This is a genomic window from Phytohabitans rumicis (assembly GCF_011764445.1).
Taxonomy (GTDB): Bacteria; Actinomycetota; Actinomycetes; order Mycobacteriales; family Micromonosporaceae; genus Phytohabitans; species Phytohabitans rumicis.
On sequence record NZ_BLPG01000001.1, the window covers coordinates 1,423,765 to 1,442,726 of the forward strand.

At 67.2% G+C, this 18,962-nt stretch carries 10 protein-coding genes and 3 CRISPR repeat arrays; of the genes, 7 read left to right on the plus strand and 3 right to left on the minus strand.

Annotated features, from left to right (window positions below; all coding sequences use genetic code 11):
* The first annotated feature begins 118 nt into the window (after positions 1 to 118).
* From Prum_RS05820 to Prum_RS05845, 6 genes are all read left to right on the plus strand, one after another.
* Complete coding sequence (locus Prum_RS05820) at positions 119 to 412, plus strand: protein kinase family protein (RefSeq protein ID WP_173074608.1); 294 nt, start codon at positions 119 to 121, stop codon at positions 410 to 412.
* Positions 413 to 451: 39 nt separating this feature from the next.
* Positions 452 to 736, plus strand: a complete 285-nt coding sequence (locus Prum_RS05825) for a protein kinase domain-containing protein (RefSeq protein WP_173074610.1) — start codon at positions 452 to 454, stop codon at positions 734 to 736.
* Entirely contained in the window at positions 718 to 1,539 is an 822-nt protein-coding gene (locus tag Prum_RS05830; RefSeq protein ID WP_173074612.1) for a serine/threonine-protein kinase, read from the plus strand. Before Prum_RS05825 ends, Prum_RS05830 begins: the two co-directional genes overlap by 19 nt.
* Positions 1,540 to 2,084: 545 nt before the next feature.
* Entirely contained in the window at positions 2,085 to 3,407 is a 1,323-nt protein-coding gene (locus Prum_RS05835) for a bifunctional folylpolyglutamate synthase/dihydrofolate synthase (RefSeq protein ID WP_173074614.1), read from the plus strand.
* Positions 3,404 to 4,030 carry a gamma-glutamyl-gamma-aminobutyrate hydrolase family protein gene (locus Prum_RS05840; protein WP_173074616.1) on the plus strand — a complete coding sequence of 209 codons (627 nt, stop codon included), beginning with the start codon at positions 3,404 to 3,406 and terminating at the stop codon, positions 4,028 to 4,030. The genes Prum_RS05835 and Prum_RS05840 overlap by 4 nt, the downstream gene beginning before the upstream one ends.
* 40 nt (positions 4,031 to 4,070) lie before the next feature.
* Positions 4,071 to 4,454 carry a hypothetical protein gene (locus Prum_RS05845; protein ID WP_173074618.1) on the plus strand — a complete coding sequence of 128 codons (384 nt, stop codon included), beginning with the start codon at positions 4,071 to 4,073 and terminating at the stop codon, positions 4,452 to 4,454.
* Positions 4,455 to 4,458: 4 nt separating this feature from the next.
* On the opposite strand, the gene Prum_RS05850 is transcribed toward Prum_RS05845, so the two are convergent.
* A complete protein-coding gene (locus tag Prum_RS05850) occupies positions 4,459 to 6,942 on the minus strand; it encodes a tetratricopeptide repeat protein (protein ID WP_173074620.1) in 2,484 nt (827 codons plus the stop codon).
* A gap of 156 nt (positions 6,943 to 7,098) precedes the next feature.
* On the opposite strand from Prum_RS05850, the gene Prum_RS05855 reads away from it, so the two are divergent.
* A complete protein-coding gene (locus Prum_RS05855; protein WP_173074622.1) occupies positions 7,099 to 7,536 on the plus strand; it encodes a transposase family protein in 438 nt (145 codons plus the stop codon).
* Between the two features lie 64 nt (positions 7,537 to 7,600).
* Positions 7,601 to 8,299: direct repeats of the CRISPR family, unit length 28 nt; unit sequence CTGCTCCCCGCGCACGCGGGGGTGGTCC.
* Between the two features lie 91 nt (positions 8,300 to 8,390).
* A CRISPR array of direct repeats spans positions 8,391 to 10,070; the repeat unit is 28 nt; unit sequence CTGCTCCCCGCGCACGCGGGGGTGGTCC.
* A gap of 91 nt (positions 10,071 to 10,161) precedes the next feature.
* Positions 10,162 to 10,555: a CRISPR direct-repeat array (repeat unit 28 nt).
* A gap of 1,295 nt (positions 10,556 to 11,850) precedes the next feature.
* Here the strand turns inward: Prum_RS05855 and Prum_RS05860 are convergent.
* Positions 11,851 to 12,180: a hypothetical protein gene (locus Prum_RS05860; RefSeq protein ID WP_173074624.1), complete on the minus strand. Its 330-nt coding sequence runs from the start codon at positions 12,178 to 12,180 to the stop codon at positions 11,851 to 11,853.
* Between the two features lie 2 nt (positions 12,181 to 12,182).
* Positions 12,183 to 18,962 (minus strand): polymorphic toxin-type HINT domain-containing protein, encoded by a 6,780-nt coding sequence (locus Prum_RS05865; protein WP_173074626.1) that lies wholly within the window; start codon positions 18,960 to 18,962, stop codon positions 12,183 to 12,185.

An 18,962-nucleotide genomic window follows, 5' to 3' on the forward strand; every position in this document is an offset into this window, starting at 1 on the left:
CAGCCGGCGCGGTCGCTGGATCGGCTGAGCTGGCGTGAGCCCGCGAGCCGAGCCGTCCAACACCCCGGTGCCCCGGTGTTGTGGGGCTCGCCCGGCGCGGTCTGCCATCATCGCAGCTGTGAGGTCGTTCGACGGTGAGAGCGGCGCGCGGTGGTCGTATGACCCGAGCGCTCAGATTGGCGATAGGGGCGGCTTCGGGCTCGTCTTTGGTGGGACGGGTCCGACCGGTCAGGAGGTCGCGGTCAAGCGGGTCCCGCTGCGCTGGGATGTCGAGAGCGAGCGGCGACGTCGTGAGCGTGAGGTCGAGATCGATCAGGTTCTCGCCACGACTTCGGCCAAGCACGTGATGGGTCTGCTCGATGTCGGGCGGGTCGGCGATGACCTGATGCTGGTGATGCCGCGGGCGGATTGATCGCTTGCCGCAGCGCTCGGGGCCGGTGACCTTGACGATGTGGCCCGTGTCGAGGTGCTGCGCCAGGTGGCGCAGGGACTGGCCGAACTGGCTGAGATACCCGTGCTGCACCGCGATCTTAAGCCCGCCAACGTGCTCGAATTCGGGGACACGTGGAAGCTCGCAGATTTTGGGATTTCCCGCAATCTCCTGGAGTCGACGGATACGTACACGTTTCGCGGTGCGGGGACCCTGCCCTACATGGCGCCTGAGCTGTGGACCGGGCAACCCGCAACCGTCAAGACCGATCTGTATGCCTTGGGGTGTTGGCGTTCGAGGTCCTGACCGGCGCGCGGCCGTTCTTGGGTGGGGACGAGGTGGCGCTGCGGCGCCAGCACCAGCAGGACCCGCCGCCCCAGCTGCCCGCGGGCGTGCCCGCCGCCGTCGGTCGGCTTGTCCTGCGCCTGCTGGCCAAGGATCCCGCCGCCCGCCCGCAGGACGCGCGAGCGGTGGTGGAAACCCTCGACGCCGCCATACGACGGCTCAGCGCGCAGCAGGAGGCGCTGCGGGAGGCAGCTTTCGCGGCACAGCAGCGCCGTTCTCGTGAGGATGCGGTCGGCGCGGCCCTGGCGGCAAAGCAGGCAGCAACAGAAGAGCAGATCACCCAGGCTCTCGCCGATCTTCACGCGGTGCTGGAGGAGGCGGCCGACCAGGCGAGGGAAGCGCTGCCAGAGGCAGAGCTGACCAAACAGGGACTGTCGTGGGAGATGCGCTGGGAGCGGCGCAGGATCGTGGTAGACGTGTGGACACAGTCGACGCCCCGGCTGGAAGTGCCGGGAGACGATCCGTTGCTTATCGCCGGTGTCGTGGCTGCGGGCCCGAATGACACCGACCCGTACGCGAACATCGTCTGCGAGACGAAAGACGGCCGGCTGTCCTGGTCGATGCTGCGATTCAGGGCGAGCGCGCTCACCAGCCGCTACGAGTACGGCCCGCGGGATCGGCCACACGGATTCGCCTGGCACGTCTTCGCCGCACAACGCCCCTTCATGGTCCGCCCCATGATGCACGTGTGGCACATGGACAGGGAGCCGCTGACGTCGGAGGCGGTCGTCGACCTCCTTCGCGAGGCGATCAGCAGAACCTGATCGGCGCTCTTGCCGCTGTCCAGTGGCTCGGGTACACGAGCGACGAATGGGGCGTCGACGGGCACGCGGAGGGCGGCGAGTTGGTAGGCGCGGTCGGCGGAGATGCTGTGCCTGCCGGTCTCCACGTCGAAGATGAATGACCGGTCGATTCCTGCGGCGTCTGCCAGGCCCTGTTGGTCACGATGCCGGCCTCCGCCGTCGCGCCCTCGCCTGCGGAGATCTGCCCGGCGGTGCCCCCCTTCGAACCGGGACGATCGAATACCAACCGCGACCATCCCGCGCTTGTTGCTGGTTGTCGAAACCTTGCATGAGCTGCGCAAACCCAACCAGTCGATGATCGTCACTTGTTACTGATTGCCAACGGTATACCGGGATTTTCGGGGGTTAACGGGGGTCGTGGCTTTGCCGGCCCGGCCGGCATCGTTCGTCGACGTGCGCCGTCGGCCAGTCACTAGGAGCACTCGCTGTGCGCATGGACTCGTCGCTGCTGCTCATCGTAGGCTCCCACGGACACGCCGTTGGGGGGTAGTCGCATGGTGGATGCTTTGGCTGACGTCGAGCGGTTGCTGAGCTCGTTCATGATCCGCCCCAGCAAGGGCGCCGTTCCTCGCGCATCGCTCCGGTTTCGCAGGTTGCTCGACGTTGTCGGCTCCCCTCAGGACAGCCTGACGGCCATTCACGTCGCCGGGACATCTGGGAAGACGTCGATCTGCTATTACCTGCGGTCATTGTTGTGGCTGGCAGGCTGGACGCCGGGCCTTACGGTGTCGCCACATGTAGTCGCTGTCAACGATCGGATCCAGATCGGTGATGGTCCGGTCGAGGCCGACGACATGCTACAAAACCTCGGTATCTTCTTGGGCCAACTGCCCCGCGACGTTCGAAACACCATTACCTACCTTGACCTGATGATGGCCTTCGCGTGGTGGATGTTTGCCCGTGCGAAGGTCGATTGCGCCGTCGTCGAGGTGGGTGTGGGCGGTCTCCACGATCGAACTAACTTCCTCGCCGCTACGGGCAAAGTGTGTGTCATCGGCGATATCGGCCTTGATCATGTTGGCGTGCTAGGCCACTCGCTCGCCGAGATCGCGGTCCACAAGGCAGGTATCATCAAGCGGGGATGTCATGTGGTAGCGCTAGAACAACATCCAGTGGCGATGTCGGTCATCTCCTCGGCGGCTGCAACTCGCGACGCTACGGTCGAATACGTGGATGGGGCCGGCAGTGCTCCTGCCGGGCTGCCGGCCTTCCAGCGGCGTAACTGGGCGCTGGCGACTGCTGCATATCGGCACATGGCGAGCGTTCATAGGCTCCCGAAACTCTCACCAGGTACCCTCGCTTCCGTCGCGCTCGACCAACCGCCAGGGCGGATGGAACGATGGCAATTGGGTGGTCGCGAGCTGGTGCTGGACGGCGCGCACAATCCTCAAAAGATGGGAGCCTTGCGTAGACACTTGACCAGCAGCTCACGTGCTCGGAGGAACATCGTCGCGAATATGGTCCAAAGTACAGGCGGCCGGATCGCTGACACGTGCGCTGAGCTGGCGCAATTCGGCGATCATGTCATCGTTCCAAGCTTCCAGTCGACGCCGGTTCCGGTTAAGAGGTCAGTGTCCGCAACGGAGTTCGCGAACATCGCGCTGTCCAAAGGCGTGCCATCGGCCGAGCCCGTTGAGGACACCGAGGAGGCGCTGTGCCGGGCGCTCGACGCATCTGCTCCGGTCGTGGTCACCGGTTCCCTCTATCTGGTTAGCCAGGCCCGAAACGTATTGATGCGGTGGGGGGCGAGCCTTGCAACTCGCGACAGGAGCCCTGTGCACTCCGCCGTATCTGGTGACCGCATCCGTTCGACACCCGTGTTGCGATGAACCCAGAACACACATATCCGATCGTTGGCGTGACCCAACGGGCCTTCCGCCCGACGCAAACCCAGTATGAGCGTCGAGACGGTCTGGACATCCGCTGGCATCATTTTCTCCAGGCGGTCGAGGCGATCTGTCTGCCGCTGCCAAACGACCCGTCGATCGCGGTACGGCACGCATTACGCTTTGGCGTACAAGCTCTTGTGTTCTCTGGCGGTGAGGCGATTGCTCCATGCGATGGGCAGTCGCCCGCACGTGACGCCACGGAGGGCGCCCTCCTGGCGTGGGCGCTTCACAACGCCACCCCGATAGTCGGCGTTTGCCGCGGTATGCAGTTCTTACTCGACTACTTCGGCGGGAAATTGCGACGGGTCGACGGGCATCTTGGTGTCGATCACACGATGTTGATCAACGGAGTTGCGAGGGACGTGCGTTGCCACCACCGCTGGGGAGCCTATGACGCGCCGTCAGGTTTTGAGGTACTCACGCGGGCAGGCAGTGTCATCGAACAGGTCAGGCATGTGTCGTATCCTATCACCGGGATGATGTGGCATCCGGAACGGCGGCCAGTCTTTGACCATCGGGATGTTCTTCTTATGCGCGTCGCACTCGGGCTCGACCGAGGCTGATACTTTGGGTCTACGAATTAGACATACATCGGGGTGGTACATGAAGTTGTTCTCCCGACCGATCATCCTCGCGGTGGCTGGCGTCGTTACCACGACAGCGCTGGCCGTGGTCGTCAATGTGTGGACGGACAGTTGGAACTGGATCGCGCTAGTGGCGCTCCTGGGACTGGTGGTAACTGCCACTGTCCTGGCAGTGATGACTGGAACGACCGCACGGCCAGCAAAGACGACCGTAATTCAGTCGGCCAGCAAGGGTGGCCGGATCTCCGACGGCGTCATCCGCGCCATGCGCGAGGCTGACGTCGAAGAACATGCGACGAACGAGGGGGTAATACGACGCTCCAAGATCGATGCGGACAACGCCACTGTCCGACGAACGAGTGACGGCGGCGTCATCGAGGGCGGCACCCTTGAGGCTAGCTGACCGGTCACGTCTGCGGTTGTGGGCCGCAGCCGGTCGCCCATAGGTTCTGTACGTACGTCGCAACTCGTCGCCGCAGGTCCTCGCTGCGCGACTCGGTGAGCAGACGCTCGGCCGTCGTTTCTGCCTCCTTGAGGCCGACCGCGTTAATCTTTGCCATAGCGAACCAGCGACTGTAGGCCGCACGCGCCTCACCGAGTCGTCCGTCGACCCGCCGGTATGCCTCAATCGCCTGCCCATACCACTCGGCTGCCACGGCTGCCTCCCGTTGGCCGATAGCCGCATCGCCAAGTCCGCGCAACACGCGCGCTCGTCCGAGGAGCCCGCCGGTTCGATCGAAAATCTGCAACGCGGCGTCATAGTGCTCCGCTGCTCGCTCGAGCTCCCCCAAGCCAATAAGGGCGTCTGCGTACAGCACCAGAGTATTCGCCTCGTGGTGCGGGCTGCCAACCGATCGGCACAGGGCGAGTGCCTGCTCAAGCCACGCCAACGCCTGGCCGTACGTCCGCTGCCCACTGTGGAGCTCGCCAAGCGCGTTGAGGGTTCGGGCCCTTTCGAGCAGATCGCCGGCCTTCTCCAACTGCGACAAGGCCGCCCGGAAACGCTCCTCTGCCACCTTCAGGTCTCCTTGCTGCAACGCGACCCGGCCCAGCGAGCGCAGCGTCTTCCCGTACCGCAGGTGATGCCCGTGGAGTCTGGCAATTTCCAGAGCCTCCTCGTACAGCGTCGTAGCCTGTTCGACCCGGCGCTGGCGCCGAGCGATATCCCCGAGAGACACCAACGCGCCCATGCGCTCCTCAACCTGCCCGAGCCGCTCCGCCACCTCCAGCTCGGCCCGGTAGTGCCGCTCCGCCTGATCAAGGTCGCCAACCCTCACCGCGATATCGCCGAGCAGTTCGAGGGTGGCCGCCCGCCAGGTTGCATCGTTTCCGTCAAGACGCCCGATCGCGTTGGCGAGTAGCTGCGCGGCCTCGGGCAGGTGGCCCTGGTGAAATGCGATTCGTCCGGCGGCCTGCTCAGCATGGCCAACAATCTCTGGCGCCGTACGGGCGAGCCGGCCCACAACCTCAGGTGCAAGCAAGACGCTAGTAAGTGCCAGCACACTGCCAACCTTGTACGTCTCCAACGCTGAGCGCACACGGTCGCTCCACAACACCGCCAATGACATGTCGCCCGCAGCGAACCGGTGGTAAGTCTCCTCCAGGAAGGCCCCCTGAGCCGCGAAGTAGTGCGCGGCACGGTGGTGCAAAAGGTCGAGCTTCGTAGGTTCGTCGTGGCTTAGGTACTCCAGCACGGCAACCCGCACCAGCTCGTGAACACGATTGTCCCGCCCACCGTCGACGCCGTACGAGGTCCGAACGAAGGATTGCTCAAGGAAGTCCGCGTACCAATGCGGATCGGTCAACGCTACGTCGTCAGCGAGCATGAATTCGATCGCCTCTTTCCGCACTGACCGCAGGGTCGCCGCCGCGAGGACGACCGCCCGCCGGTCAGCTGCCAACCTGCGCAGGAACTCCTGTGGCAGCCACTCACCGGCGAGCCGATTTCGGGACGCGGCAGCCAGCCACGCCTCCGAGATGTCCTCGCCGCGCTCCTGCTGGAGATCCGCCATCAGGCTTGTCCAAACAGGCACGCCGCGACAGTAGTCGTAGATCGCATCGGCGACGCCGGCCGCATCGATGCCTCGCCGGCGCAGGTACGCCCTGCTGTCCTCCCGGGTCCACTCGGTCAGCTCGACAGAGCGCACCTCGATCGATGTCGGGATCCGCACATCCTCACGGCCCGCGAGGACGATCTTGAGGTCCGGGACAGCCAGGCACAGCTGCGGGATTAGCTCGGCCACGAACCAATGCCGCACGGCCATCGTCGCCGGATCCATGACTGTGCTGTCATCGAGGTAACGCAGACGTTCCGTGGTATCGAAAAGCAGCACGACATTACGGCTTGGCAGACGGCGTACTGCTCGGGTCATAGCGGTCAGAAGGCCCCTGCGATAACTGGTCTGTTCGGAGAGGGTGCGCCGGCCATCTGTAGCGACCTTGATGGTCGAGCCGCTGATCTGCCCTCCCGTCTGGGCGTTCAAGGCGACGGATACCGTGTGCTGAGATGCCGCGCGGCGAACGCGACGTACCTGGCGGACAAAGCGGGCATGGCGGAACCTACACTTGATGCGACGAAAGCCCCCCGCGTCGAGCAGGACCTCGCTGATTCGGTGGACAACGACTTCCACCAGTTCAAACGAGGCCGCCCGTCGGTCATCGAAGTCGAGCAGCCCATCGAGATCTATCAACACTCGTCGCTGGCCGGGCGGCGCCGAACGCACGAGTTGTCGCAATAGAGTCGATTTTCCCTGCCCTGCCAAGCCCCAGAAGATGAGTACCCTGCAGCGATCTTGGGTTGCGAACTGCGCAAACGCATCGAGGGCGGACTCGCGATCAGTGAACGCGTCGTCGCCGGTACCCTGGCGTTGGGTAGGTACCCCCACACGCATAGTTTTGCATGCTCGAATACCGAGTAACAGATTGCCGCCGCGCATGACAGCGCACAGGAGTCAGCCAGCGGGCGGTGTCAAGGGTCAGGACGAAGCGGCTCTGGCACGGTCTCGATGATCCGGGCGGTCGATGGTAGATCATGCCTCGTATCCATAGTGGAGCTTCCTGCGGTCTTCTTCCCGCGCCTGTCCGGGCTGCGTATCACGAACGTGCTGGCCAGGGGTGCGACGGTGCGAGTGCACGCCGAGACGAGCAGCGCCGCGGTGAGGTGTCCGGACTGTGCGACGCTGTCGCGGCGGGTGCACAGCCGGTACGAGCGGCGGCTGCTGGACGGTGCGGTCGCTGGCCGGGAGACCGTGCTGCACCTGCGCGTACGCCGGTTCTTCTGCACGTTCATCGGCTGTGTGCGCCGGATCTTCGCCGAGCAGATCGACGGCCTGACCGTGCGGCATGGCCGGTACAGCGAGCTGGCCAGGCGGATATTGAAGGCCGTCGCGTGGTCCAGAACGCCCCGCACGCGGCCATTTCGACCTCGCCTGCTCCCCGCGCACGCGGGGGTGGTCCCGCGACGCCGCTGCAATACCCGTCTGTGACGCTCTGCTCCCGCGCACGCGGGGGTGGTCCCGTCGGCCACGGCGTCGGCGCAGGCTGTCTGAGCTGCTCCCCGCGCACGCGGGGGTGGTCCCGAGCGCGAGGCGAGCGCGTGGATCGATGCTCACTGCTCCCCGCGCACGCGGGGGTGGTCCGCGGTGCGGGTCCTCGACTTCGGCGACCAGCTCTGCTCCCCGCGCACGCGGGGGTGGTCCCCAGGGCCACTGGGTTTCCAGCGCGCGGACGAGCTGCTCCCCGCGCACGCGGGGGTGGTCCCGAGTTCCAGCGTCCATGTACGTGCGGTGCCCGCTGCTCCCCGCGCACGCGGGGTGGTCCCGGGATCGGCGGGTTCGGGTCGCCGCCAGTGTCCTGCTCCCCGCGCACGCGGGGGTGGTCCCTCGCCAAGCACGCCTCCGGGCTGCTCGGCTTGCTGCTCCCCGCGCACGCGGGGGTGGTCCCATGGCTGGAATGGGTCCACCACCCAAGCCGGACTGCTCCCCGCGCACGCGGGGGTGGTCCCCTCTCGCGGCCTCGCGCCGCGGTCGGATCGACCTGCTCCCCGCGCACGCTGGGGTGGTCCCCGCCAATGTCACCCTAGGGGAGTGGTTGCGGTCTGCTCCCCGCGCACGCGGGGGTGGTCCCCTCATGGCGACGCACGGACCGTCCGATGCGGACCTGCTCCCCGCGCACGCGGGGGTGGTCCCCGGGCGGATGGGCAGCCGTACGTCCCGGTAGCCTGCTCCCCGCGCACGCGGGGTGGTCCCCGTTCCGCCTCGGCCGTGCAGGGCGGCCAGGTCTGCTCCCGCGCACGCGGGGGTGGTCCGGAGTTGATGGAATCGGCCAGCCACTTGATTAGCTGCTCCCCGCGAACGCGGGGGTGGTCCGGTCGCGCCGAACGTCCGCGCGGCCGGGATCGCCTGCTCCCCGCGCACGCGGGGGTGGTCCCCGGAGGTGCGGCGCTGCCCGTCCAGCGCACCACTGCTCCCCGCGCACGCGGGGGTGGTCCGGGCTGCCGGCGATGCCCCGGAGACGAAGACCCTGCTCCCCGCGCACGCGGGGGTGGTCCCCGTCTCGCTGCCCGGCTGGGCGACACGCCAATCTGCTCCCCGCGCACGCGGGGGTGGTCCTCGCAGGCCAGCAGTGGACCCGGCCCTGGGCGTCTGCTCCCCGCGCACGCGGGGGTGGTCCTTGGGGCCCGAATTCCTGGAAGCGTGGGGGTATCTGCTCCCCGCGCACGCGGGGTGGTCCCTTCCTCGGCGCCACCGACGGACTCGCCGACCCCTGCTCCCTGCGCACGCGGGGGTGGTCCCACCGACACGAGCATCGTGGGGTGGCACCTCATCTGCTCCCCGCGCACGCGGGGGTGGTCCGGCCAACGCCGTCCAGCAGGAAGCGCGCGGCCTCTGCTCCCCGCGCACGCGGGGGTGGTCCCCGAAGTCGGTCTTCGCGCCGTTGCGGTTGCAGCTGCTCCCCGCGCACGCGGGGGTGGTCCTCGGTCGGGCCGTTGACCGCGTCATCGAGCCATCTGCTCCCCGCGCACGCGGGGGTGGTCCGGACAGCCGAAGGTGTGGGGCAACGGACTCGACCTGCTCCCCGCGCACGCGGGGGTGGTCCCCGGCGCCCCAGCGCGTGCTTCGCGAGTTGAACCTGCTCCCCGCGCACGCGGGGGTGGTCCCTAGGGAGCCCAAAGGTGGAGCACAGAGAGCCTCTGCTCCCCGCGCACGCGGGGGTGGTCCCGCGGCCCGGAACGGCGCGGTGATGATGCCGGCCTGCTCCCCGCGCACGCGGGGGTGGTCCCGCCCAGGACTTCTGGTTAGGGGTGAGGAACTTCGCCTGCTCCCCCGCGCACGCGGGGGTGGTCCCGTCGCGCGCGCTTCCTCCGCTGCCCCGCTTCCTGCTCCCCGCGCACGCGGGGTTGGTCCCATGAACCCAATGTGCAGATGCATATTCAGTCCCTGCTCCCCGCGCACGCGGGGTTGGTCCCGTGGTCTCCGATCTCCGCATGGCAACCTTCCTCTGCTCCCCACGCACGCGGGGTTGGTCCCCTGACCATCTCGGATCCGACGGTCACGCCTTCCTGCTCCCCGCGCACGCGGGGTTGGTCCCCCGCAGCGGTTCACGGTAAGCAGCGACGCGGTCTGCTCCCCGTGCACGCGGGGTTGGTCCGTGTCCACCCTGCACGCGATCGTCTCCCGCCTGCTGCTCCCCGCGCACGCGGGGTTGGTCCCAAGGCTCCGTGGCTGGCCAAGGCCGACGAGATCTGCTCCCCGCGCACGCGGGGTTGGTCCCGAGGCGTCGGCCCACGTCTGGAAGATGACCGACTGCTCCCCGCGCACGCGGGGTTGGTCCCCCCTAGCGCCCGGCTCTCTACCCCCCGACCGCTGCTCCCCGCGCACGCGGGGTTGGTCCCTGTCCGCGTGAGCTGGGAAAAGTCGCCATCGGCGTCCTGCTCCCCGCGCACGCGGGGTTGGTCCCGACACCTGGCGGGGCCTGTCCTCGGCCGGTGTCTGCTCCCCGCGCACGCGGGGTTGGTCCCGAACCTGCCGGGGACCACCAACTGGCCCATCCTGCTCCTGAGCACGCGGGGTTGGTCCCGAGCCCACCCGGATGTTCAATGTTGGTGCCATCTGCTCCCCGCGCACGCGGGTTGGTCCCCCGTTCGCCAGCTCCTCCCGCTGCGCCTTCTCCTGCTCCCCGCGCACGCGGGGTTGGTCCCCGTGGATCGCGGCCGACTGGCTGCGCCTGCACCTGCTCCCCGCGCACGCGGGGTTGGTCCCCCGCACAAGACCCACGGGCACTTCCAGGTGTACTGCTCCCCGCGCACGCGGGGTGAGTCCCGAGACAGCGCCAAGCGCGTGCTTGAACAGCAGCTGCTCCCCGCGCACGCGGGGTTGGTCCGGCCGCGGCCCGGGCCAAGGTGGACAAGGCCCGCTGCGCCCCGCGCACGCGGGGTTGGTCCCTACTCGCCGTAGGCGAGGATGGGCCCGGCGCGCTGCTCCCCGCGCACGCGGGGTTGGTCCCTCGGGGAACTTCTTCGATCTGGTGCTGGACGCTTGCTCCCCGCGCACGCGGGTTGGTCCCGGAGCGGCTTGCTGGCGCCGCCGAGGCGGCGTCTGCTCCCTGCGCACGCGGGGTTGGTCCCAGCCTCGGTGGCTCCAACGGCATGATGCGGCTCTGCTCCCCGCGCACGCGGGGTTGGTCCCGGGTCTCATCGGAAGTATTTCTTCGCATTTCCCTGTTCCCCGCGCACGCGGGGTTGGTCCAGTTGCTCCTGCTCGCCCAGCATGAACATGTCGCTGGTCCCCGCGCACGCGGGGTTGGTCCCCGTCCCCGTGGCGGTCACGACCTTGACGGGGGCTGCCCCCGCGCACGCGGGGTTGGTCCCTCGCCCTGGTGGCGGTTCAGCTCGATCCGAACTGCTCCCCGCGCACGCGGGGTGGTCCCGCTACAAGCGGCGCGTACGCACCGCCCTGTACCTGCTCCCCGCGCACGCGGGGGTGGTCCCGTTGTGGGCACACCTCGTAATGGACCGGAGCGCTGCTCCCCGGCGCACGCGGGGGTGATCCGTGGCACAGCCGATCGCGGAGGTCCCGGGTCATCTGCTCCCCGCGCACGCGGGGGTGGTCCCTCGTCTTCGACATCCTGGAGTGCGACCCAGCCCTGCTCCCCGCGCACGCGGGGGTGGTCCCTTTCGCGGGGAACGGCTCGTTTCTGGTCCCCTGCTCCCCGCGCACGCGGGGGTGGTCCCGCGGCAGCCAGGTCACGGCCCGCCTCGCGTAGCTGCTCCCCGCGCACGCGGGGGTGGTCCTGGGGCGGCCGAATCGTCGCATTCAAGAACGGCGTGCTCCCCGCGCTCGCGGGGGTGGCCTCTAGCGACCCGAATCACACGGTTAGTCCGATTGGCGCTCCCCGCGCTCGCGGGGGCGGTCCCCGAAGACGCGCAACCACTCGTGGCCGAAGGAGTGCTCCCCGCGCTCGCGGGGGTGGTCCCCGGGCCTGGCTCGGGCGAGTGGTGCGGTACCTCCGCTCCCACACACACGGGGTGATCCCACGACACGGACCGTACTTCCACAGCGACACACCACAGCAAAGTTCACCGTCGGCAACAGCTGACGACCGCGGCAACTCGCGGCCCGCCACAACCAGCGGGCCGCGAACACCTGTCACATCGGGGCCCAGCCAGCCCGAAAGCGTGCAGCGCGCGGCCCGCCGTCTGACCGGTCGTTCGAGCCCCGAACCCGCGGATTAAGAGCGCGAGGACCTGCATCAAGCCCGATAGCGCCACCCGTTGAGGGTCGGCCGCGTATGAGGACGCGTCAGGTCATTTGTCTGGTTGCAAGATAGCTATCCAGTACACGCAGTAGCTCCTCACTGGCCGGGCCTTCTAGCTCGCCTGGAATCGCGGCAGCGCCGGACTCGTCCAAAATTGTAGGAAAGATTTTCGACGCCACGATCACTGACCAGTGAAAGCTAGATTTCTGTCCGAGAGTATGGGTTGCTACCCACTCATTGAACCCTGCCAAAAGCTTCCAGTCAGTCGCGGCGTTGCAGCCCTCGATGAAGGCAACCAGCGTGTGGAACCTGTCGTCAGGCAGGTACATCCTCGGACGCATGCCGAGCTGCTTAAACAGGTCACGAAAATCCATCGTTAGAATCCAAAGTTGATATAAGGGGCATTCTCGCCCCACTGGGCTTTGTATTGAGAAGGCGCTAGTCCGCTTGAACCCGTGGTCCCATCATATACACGACCATCCTTGACCACAGCATAGTGCTCAAACCATGTCCCATTCGGATCGTGAGTCGATGCGCCGAGTCTCGGGGCACCACGGGGAGTGATGTGCACGATGTCTCCGCCTATTCTACCCTGAATCCGCGTCGCACACTCATGGCAGTTTCCGCCTTGCTGACGTGGCCACGTGAATCCTGAACCGCCGCCCGGAGCAGGCGGGCAGTTATGAACCAGGACGGGTGTGTCGCCGGCTATCACGTAGTACGTGTGTATGTCATCGACCGAGAGGGTGTAGGCGCCACCCACGTGAGCACTGGTCCATGAAATGCCGTCGACGGCGGCAGGGGCTCCGTTACCAGTGTAAAGGTGGTCGCCGGGGCTCAGTTGCTGGGCCTGCTGCCACTGCTTGGCGGTTTCGTTCCAGAATGGATGGTCTTCGGTCGTGGTGAGGACTTCGCCGTTTGCCAATTCTAGGGCGACAAGCTGGTCTTCGTGGACCCACAGGTAGGTGACAGTGCGTGGGCCCTGCTCGTCGGTTTCAGGATCGGTGGCAAGGACCTCATCCCCGACTCTAATGTCTCTGATTGGTTTCGTGGTGCCGTCGGCCATTAGCACTTCGGTGTCGCCGCTGAAGCTGCACGCACCTCCCGCACCAACGACACCCGGGCGGACGTAGCCGGTCAGTGCGCCGACGCCTGCTGCGCCTAGCAGGCTTCCCGTTGCGTAGAATTCGCCGGTGCCAGCGACTGCTGCCACCCAACACCCCGGCGTCAGAGCGCAGCTCATCCCGAGCACTATCGTGCCTACGAGTAAAAAGTTTTCGAGCGCGCTACGTTCGGGCAAGAATGGGTTGTTGTTCGCGCAGTGGTCCCAGTCACCGAGTTGGTAGATCCACGTGCAAACGTAGGCCCAGTTATCAGGATATTGCCCCGAAAACTCGAGGAGTTCGCGGTTGGTGAACGCTTTGGATCCGGTATACCCCCGGACGTCGAGGGAGTACGCGTGATCGTCGCCTATGTCGTTGGGCATATCCAGAACGTCGTCGATGGTTGGTGGTCCTTCGCAGGCGTTGGCGGAGCCGCACTGCCTGGGTGGGCGCTCGAGCTGTCTGTCGTCGCAGGTGGATTGGGTGAGACAGAGCCCGGTTGGGTCACTGGAGGTGACCGGTGTGTTGTTGGCGTAGGCGTAGGCGTTCCACTGTTGTGGGTTGGCGAGGTCCATGATCGGGTCGACGGAGATGAACCTGCCGGTGGTGGGGTCGTATTCGCGGGCGCCGAGGTGGACGAGCCCAGTGGGGTCGTTTTCACCGCCGACATAGCCCTTCGGATTCGGCCACGAGGTTGGGACGGTGCCACGGGGGGTGCCGAACGGGGTTTGCCGACGTTGTGAGACAGCGTTGCTGGCGGTGTTGATCGAGATGAGATTGGTGGCTTGGTGGTCGGTAACCAGCCAGCTCAGGCCGGTGGCGGTGCGGCTCGCGACGGTGGCGCCGGCGTGGCTGTAGTAGCGGGTGACGGTTTTGGTTGCGGCGCTGGTGGTGTATCGGATTTCTTGGCCGGGCAGGTAGAGGGTTTTGCCGGTGGCGTCGCGGCGGATGAGTCGGTTGCCGCCGGCGTCGTAGAGGTAGGAGCTGGCGCCGCTGGGGTCGCTGGTGGTGGCGAGTTTGCCCTCTTGGTCCCAGGTGAGGGTTTGGGTGCCGCCGTTGGCGGGCCGGGTGAGGGTGTTGCCGGTGTTGTCGTATGTGTAGCTGCTAGTGGTCGAGCCGGTGGTGATCGTGCTGACAGCGTGGGGCTTGTTCGCGGTCGGGCCGGAGGTGGGATGGGTGTAGCTGGTAGTGATGTTTCCGGTGGATCTGTGGTCGACCTGTTCGGTGCGATTGCCGATCTTGTTGATAGTCCAGGTCAGCCAGTAGGGGGCCGGGCCGCCAAGGCCGGCGGTGGTGGGCGTGGTGGTGCAGTTGTCGCTAGCAGGTGTCCAGGCTTGGGTGAGGCGGCGTAGGTGGTCGTAGGTGAAGCATTGGTTGTCGGGAGTGCCGATGGCGTCGCGGATTTTGGTGATGTTGCCGGCGTGGTCGTAGCTGTAGTTGACGTCGGCGAGGTTGTACGGGGCGGCGGTGTCCCGGCTGACGATGTTCTGGGTGACGCGGCCGGTTTCTAGTTCGCGGTTGTAGGTGAGGTGGGTGTTGTGCCCGACCTGGTCGCACTGGTTGGTGCACAGGTTGTGTTGCTCGACCTGGCCGAGGTCGTCGTAGTGGGTGGCGTTGACGTAGTCCAGGTGAGTCAGGCCGTAGGTGGTCGTTAGGGCGGTGGGTAGGCCGAGGTCGGTGTACTCGTGGTGCAGGGTTTCGGTGGGTAGGTCGGTGCCGGCGGCCTGGATGAAGCTGGTGGTGGCGAGGCTGCCGTTGGGGTTGTAGGTGTACTGGTACTGGTAGGTGCCGGCCAGCCCGGTCTCGGTGTCGGGGATGACGACCTGCATGGCTTCGGGTTGGTAGTCGTCGCTGTAGTCGGAGATCCGGGTCTCGTAGGCGACACCGCCGCTGCCGCTGCGCACGGACGCGTATAGCTGGCCTTTGGCGGTGAGGTCGTAGCTCCAGGCGGCGCGGGGTACGCCGAGGGCGAAGTTCTGGTAGACGCCGATCGTGCGGTTGATGGCGTCGTACTTGTAGACCAGCTTGATGTTGCGGGCGTCGACGGTGGTGCTCAGCCTGCCGCCGGCGTCGTAGGTGGACGTGGTTCTGCCGCGGTCGGGGTCTATCTCGACGGTTTTGAAGCCACGGATGTTGTACTCGTACGTCCAGGCGTTGCTGGCCGGGTCGGTGACCCCGATGAGCTGGCCTTTGCGGTTGTAGCTGTAGGTGGTGACGTCGCCGCTGTTCCAGGCGGTCAGCCGCGGGTACTGCCACAGTTGGGTGGTGCGGCCTCGGGCATCGGTAACGGTGGAGGTGCCGGTGCCGCCAACTGGTGGCGTGATGTCGGTGCGGTCGCCGGCGTAGTAGGTGGTGGTCCGCCACCGTTCCACGTTGTACGGCTCGAAAATGTGGGCGACAGCACGGCCGGCGCCGTCGTAGACGGCCCGGTTCTGGGTGGGGACGTCCAGGGGCTGGACCGGCACCTGCAGGGTTGGGGTGGTGGCCGGCAGGGCGGTCGCGTTGTAGTAGGCGCTATAGGTTACTTTCTCCCGGCCGGCGGTGTCGTAGAAGGTGTTGGTCAGCAGCCGCCCGCCGGCCGCGGCGGGTGAGGCCGCCTGGGTTTGCACCTGGCGTAGGAGTCCGTCGTAGAGGGTGTGGCTGGTGACGTAGTTGCCCGGCATGCCGGGGTCGTTGCCGTTCGGGCCGAGGACCTTGGTGGTGACCACGGACGGTGCGGTCTTGCTGATGGTGTAGCTGTAGACGGCGTTGGCCGTGTGGACGTCCTTGGTGCGGCCGGGTTTCCAGACCGCGATGAGCCGCCCGAGCGGGTCGTAGGCGAGGTCGGTGCGTTTGAGGTTCGGGTCGACCACAGCGGTCGTCGATCCCCAGGCCGGCGAGAGCTCGGTGACGGTTTCATGATCGGCCGCGTTCGTCACCTTGACCGCGGTGACCGGGCCGCCGGTCGCCGGCGTGTACGCGGTATCCGTGGCGTTGGTGTTGGCATCGATCGTCTGGGTGACCCGGCCGTGTGCGTCGTACGTGGCCTGTGTCGTGGTGACGTAGGTGGGGGTGCCAGCGTTCCACGCCGTCATCTCCTCCACCTTGGTCGGGTTTGCCTTGGACGGTGCGGTTCCATGGGCGGGAGCGTTGTCGTAGGTGGTCTTGGTGTCGGAGATGACGTCCGCGTCGACCAGCGAGGTCGGGGTGCCCGCGGCGGTGCAGGAGACGGCGAAGACCTGGCCGCGGTGCACCGCGGTGAGCAGCCACGCGGTGGTGTTCCGAGGTTCGTAGGTGGTCTTGGCGCATTGCTCGTCACCGGCGACGCCGTCCTGGCCGAAGTCGTCGACCTGGATCGGCATACCGAACCCGTCAAATGTCGTGGTGGTCCTGGTGACCCGTTCGCCGCGGCCAGCGTCGAGCGCGACGCGGTTTTTGACGGTGGCGGTGTTGGTGAACCGGGCGGTGACGGTGTCGGTGTTGATCGTTCGGGTCGCGGTCGGGCCGGATGCCCACGGGTCGTTGATAGTGCCAGAGACTTCGGGGCCGCCGGGGCCGTTGAAAGTGATCTGTTCGCGGGTCATGCCGGCAAACCAGTCCTCGTCGGGCCAGGTGCCGCCTTTGGAGTCGGTGATGTTGACGGTGCGGGTACCGGAGGGTTGCTTATCGCCGTGCATGCCGCGGAAGTAGCGGGTTTCGGCGTAGGTGAGCGGGTCACCGCGGTCGGGGTCGCCGGTCGTGACGCCGACCCGTGCGTAGCCACGCCAGCCGGACCAGGTTTTGTAGGCGGGTTTGATGATGCCGTCGTCGTCGTTGTAGTGCCAGGCCGGGCTGTCCAGGTAGCTGTAGCGGGTCAGCGTGTGCGAAGCGCCGGCCACCATGTCGGTTTCGCGGACCTGTTCGACCACGTATTTGTGGAACCAGTCGGTGATCGGTGTGGTCTGGCCGTCGGGGATCCACTTGACCGGGTAGCAGCGCCGGTCGTTGTTGTGCACGGCCGGTTCCGCACCGCCGTCGGTGCAGTCCGCGTCGCTGTAGACGATGGAGATGGCGCCGCCGGTTTCGGTGTCGATGCGGACCAGCCGGTGCCAGGCCATGGCAGCGATGTTGTCGATGCCGTCGACCCGGTTGTCCAGGGACAGGCTGGTGAACGTGACGTCCGGAAGGCTCGCGGTGCCGCCGACCAGACCGGTGTGGCTGATCTTTTCCAGCCATAGTCCGGCCTGGGTGGTGTCGCCGGGGTCGGGGAAGCCGTGGGTCAACGTCCAGCGTTCGACGTTGTCGTAGCCGCCGCCGCTGTTGCGGATCTGGGTGGTGATGGTGGCCAGCCGGCGGGTGGACCAGAACGTCGGGCTGACCGTGTCGCAGGAGGTGGCCGTGGCGGCGCATTCCAGGTCCCACGGGGTGTCCGGCCAGTGCGTGCCGTCGTGGGTGGCGCAGGAGGTCAGGCACCGGTCGGTGGTGCCGAAGACGACCTTGGCGGTGGCGGTGCCGGCGAAGACGGTGTCCGGGCTCGTTTCGGTTTCGCGGCGGGTGCCGTACGCGATCTGTGTCAGGTAGCCGCCCCGGCTGTAGCCGATGTCGTCGGCGGGTGTGTTGTTGCGGCCGTATTTGTTGGTCTCGGCGGTGTACCAGTAGGAGGCCGAGTTGCCGTGCAGGTCGACGACGTAGTCCAGGTTCCACCGCCACGCCTGCACACAGTCCGAGTTGGCGTAGGTGGTGGCGTGGCACGGTTCGTCGTCGTGGTTGCCGAACACCGGAGTGGTCCAGGTCGAGTTGGTGACCGGGTTCCCGGACGCCCAGCCGGGCAGCTTGTGCTTGCCGAACCAGTACTGGGTGCCGCTGGTGCTGGTGACCACCCAGTACTCGCCGTCGTTGTCTCCGTTGTCCGCCCCGGTCTCCCGCCGGACGCGGGAGCCGTCGTCGTTGCGCAGGTGCCAGCGTCCCTCGGTGCTGTTGTAGATGAGCTCGCTGCTGGTGCCGTTGAGGTTGAGGACCGCGTTGTAGTTGGCCCAGCACAGGTCGCCGGTCTTGACCGTGTTGTTCGGCGCGGTGTCGTTGGGGCCGCCGTCGTCCATGTCGTCGGAGCAGGACCGGTAGCCGCGTTCGATGTATCCGCCGGGCCAGGCGTCGAACCCGCCACCGGCCCACGCGGGCTGGTTGTTGGAGGCTGCGTGCCGGCCGTCGACGGCCTGCGAGTTGTAGTTCAGCGCGACGCTCGGAGCGAGCCCGCCGGGAACCGGTGGAACGCGCATGGGGTAGGCCCAGGTGAACGCGCCCGAGTTGCCACCCGCCGACCACGTGGACGAGGGCTGCAGGGCGGTGGCGGTGAAGTCGCCGGACGGCCCGGACGGGTCCGCGTCCAGCGCCAGCAGTGATCCGGTGGTCGATGCGGCAGGGATGGTGGCGGTGACGAGGCTGGAGCCGGCGTGGTTCCGAGACGACGGGACCGGTTGGGGTGCGCAGGCCGGCTTTTCCGGGGTGGCCAGGGCGCATTCGGGCAGCTGGTACATCCGCAGCCGGGACGCCCAGCTCGCCCCGTACGCGGTGCGGAAGGCCCGGTAGTCGACGGTGACCGCCGCCTGGCCCCCGGCCGCGGGCGCGCTGGTCGGGCTGACCCGCAGCAGCAGGCCGTCAACGCCCGCGCGGGCTGTGGCGGCCCGGTCATACACGTGCACCGTCACCCGCGCCGGGGCGGTCTTGCCGATACCGGGATGGTCAACCAGCACCGGCAGCGTCCCGGCGCGTGCCGGTCCCCGGGCCGTAGCCCTCTGGTCAGCGGCGGCTGGGAGTGTCACCTCGGCGGTGCCAGCGCTCGGCCAGACCGGCGCCGGCGCGTCCAACGCACTGGGCACGACGGCCGCGGGCGCGGTCTCGGCCTTCACCGTGGTGACCGGGACGCTCGGCACGTCCTTCACGGCCGGCGGCGTGTAGGGGGCCGGTTTCGCGACCGCGGGCGCCTGCCCGAACCCGAGGGCGAGGACGAGGGTCACAGCCGCCGCGGTGGCGGCGCGCAGCCGCCGCCGGGTCCGGATCGGCCTGAACGGATACGTCGACGACGGGCGTGGTCTCAC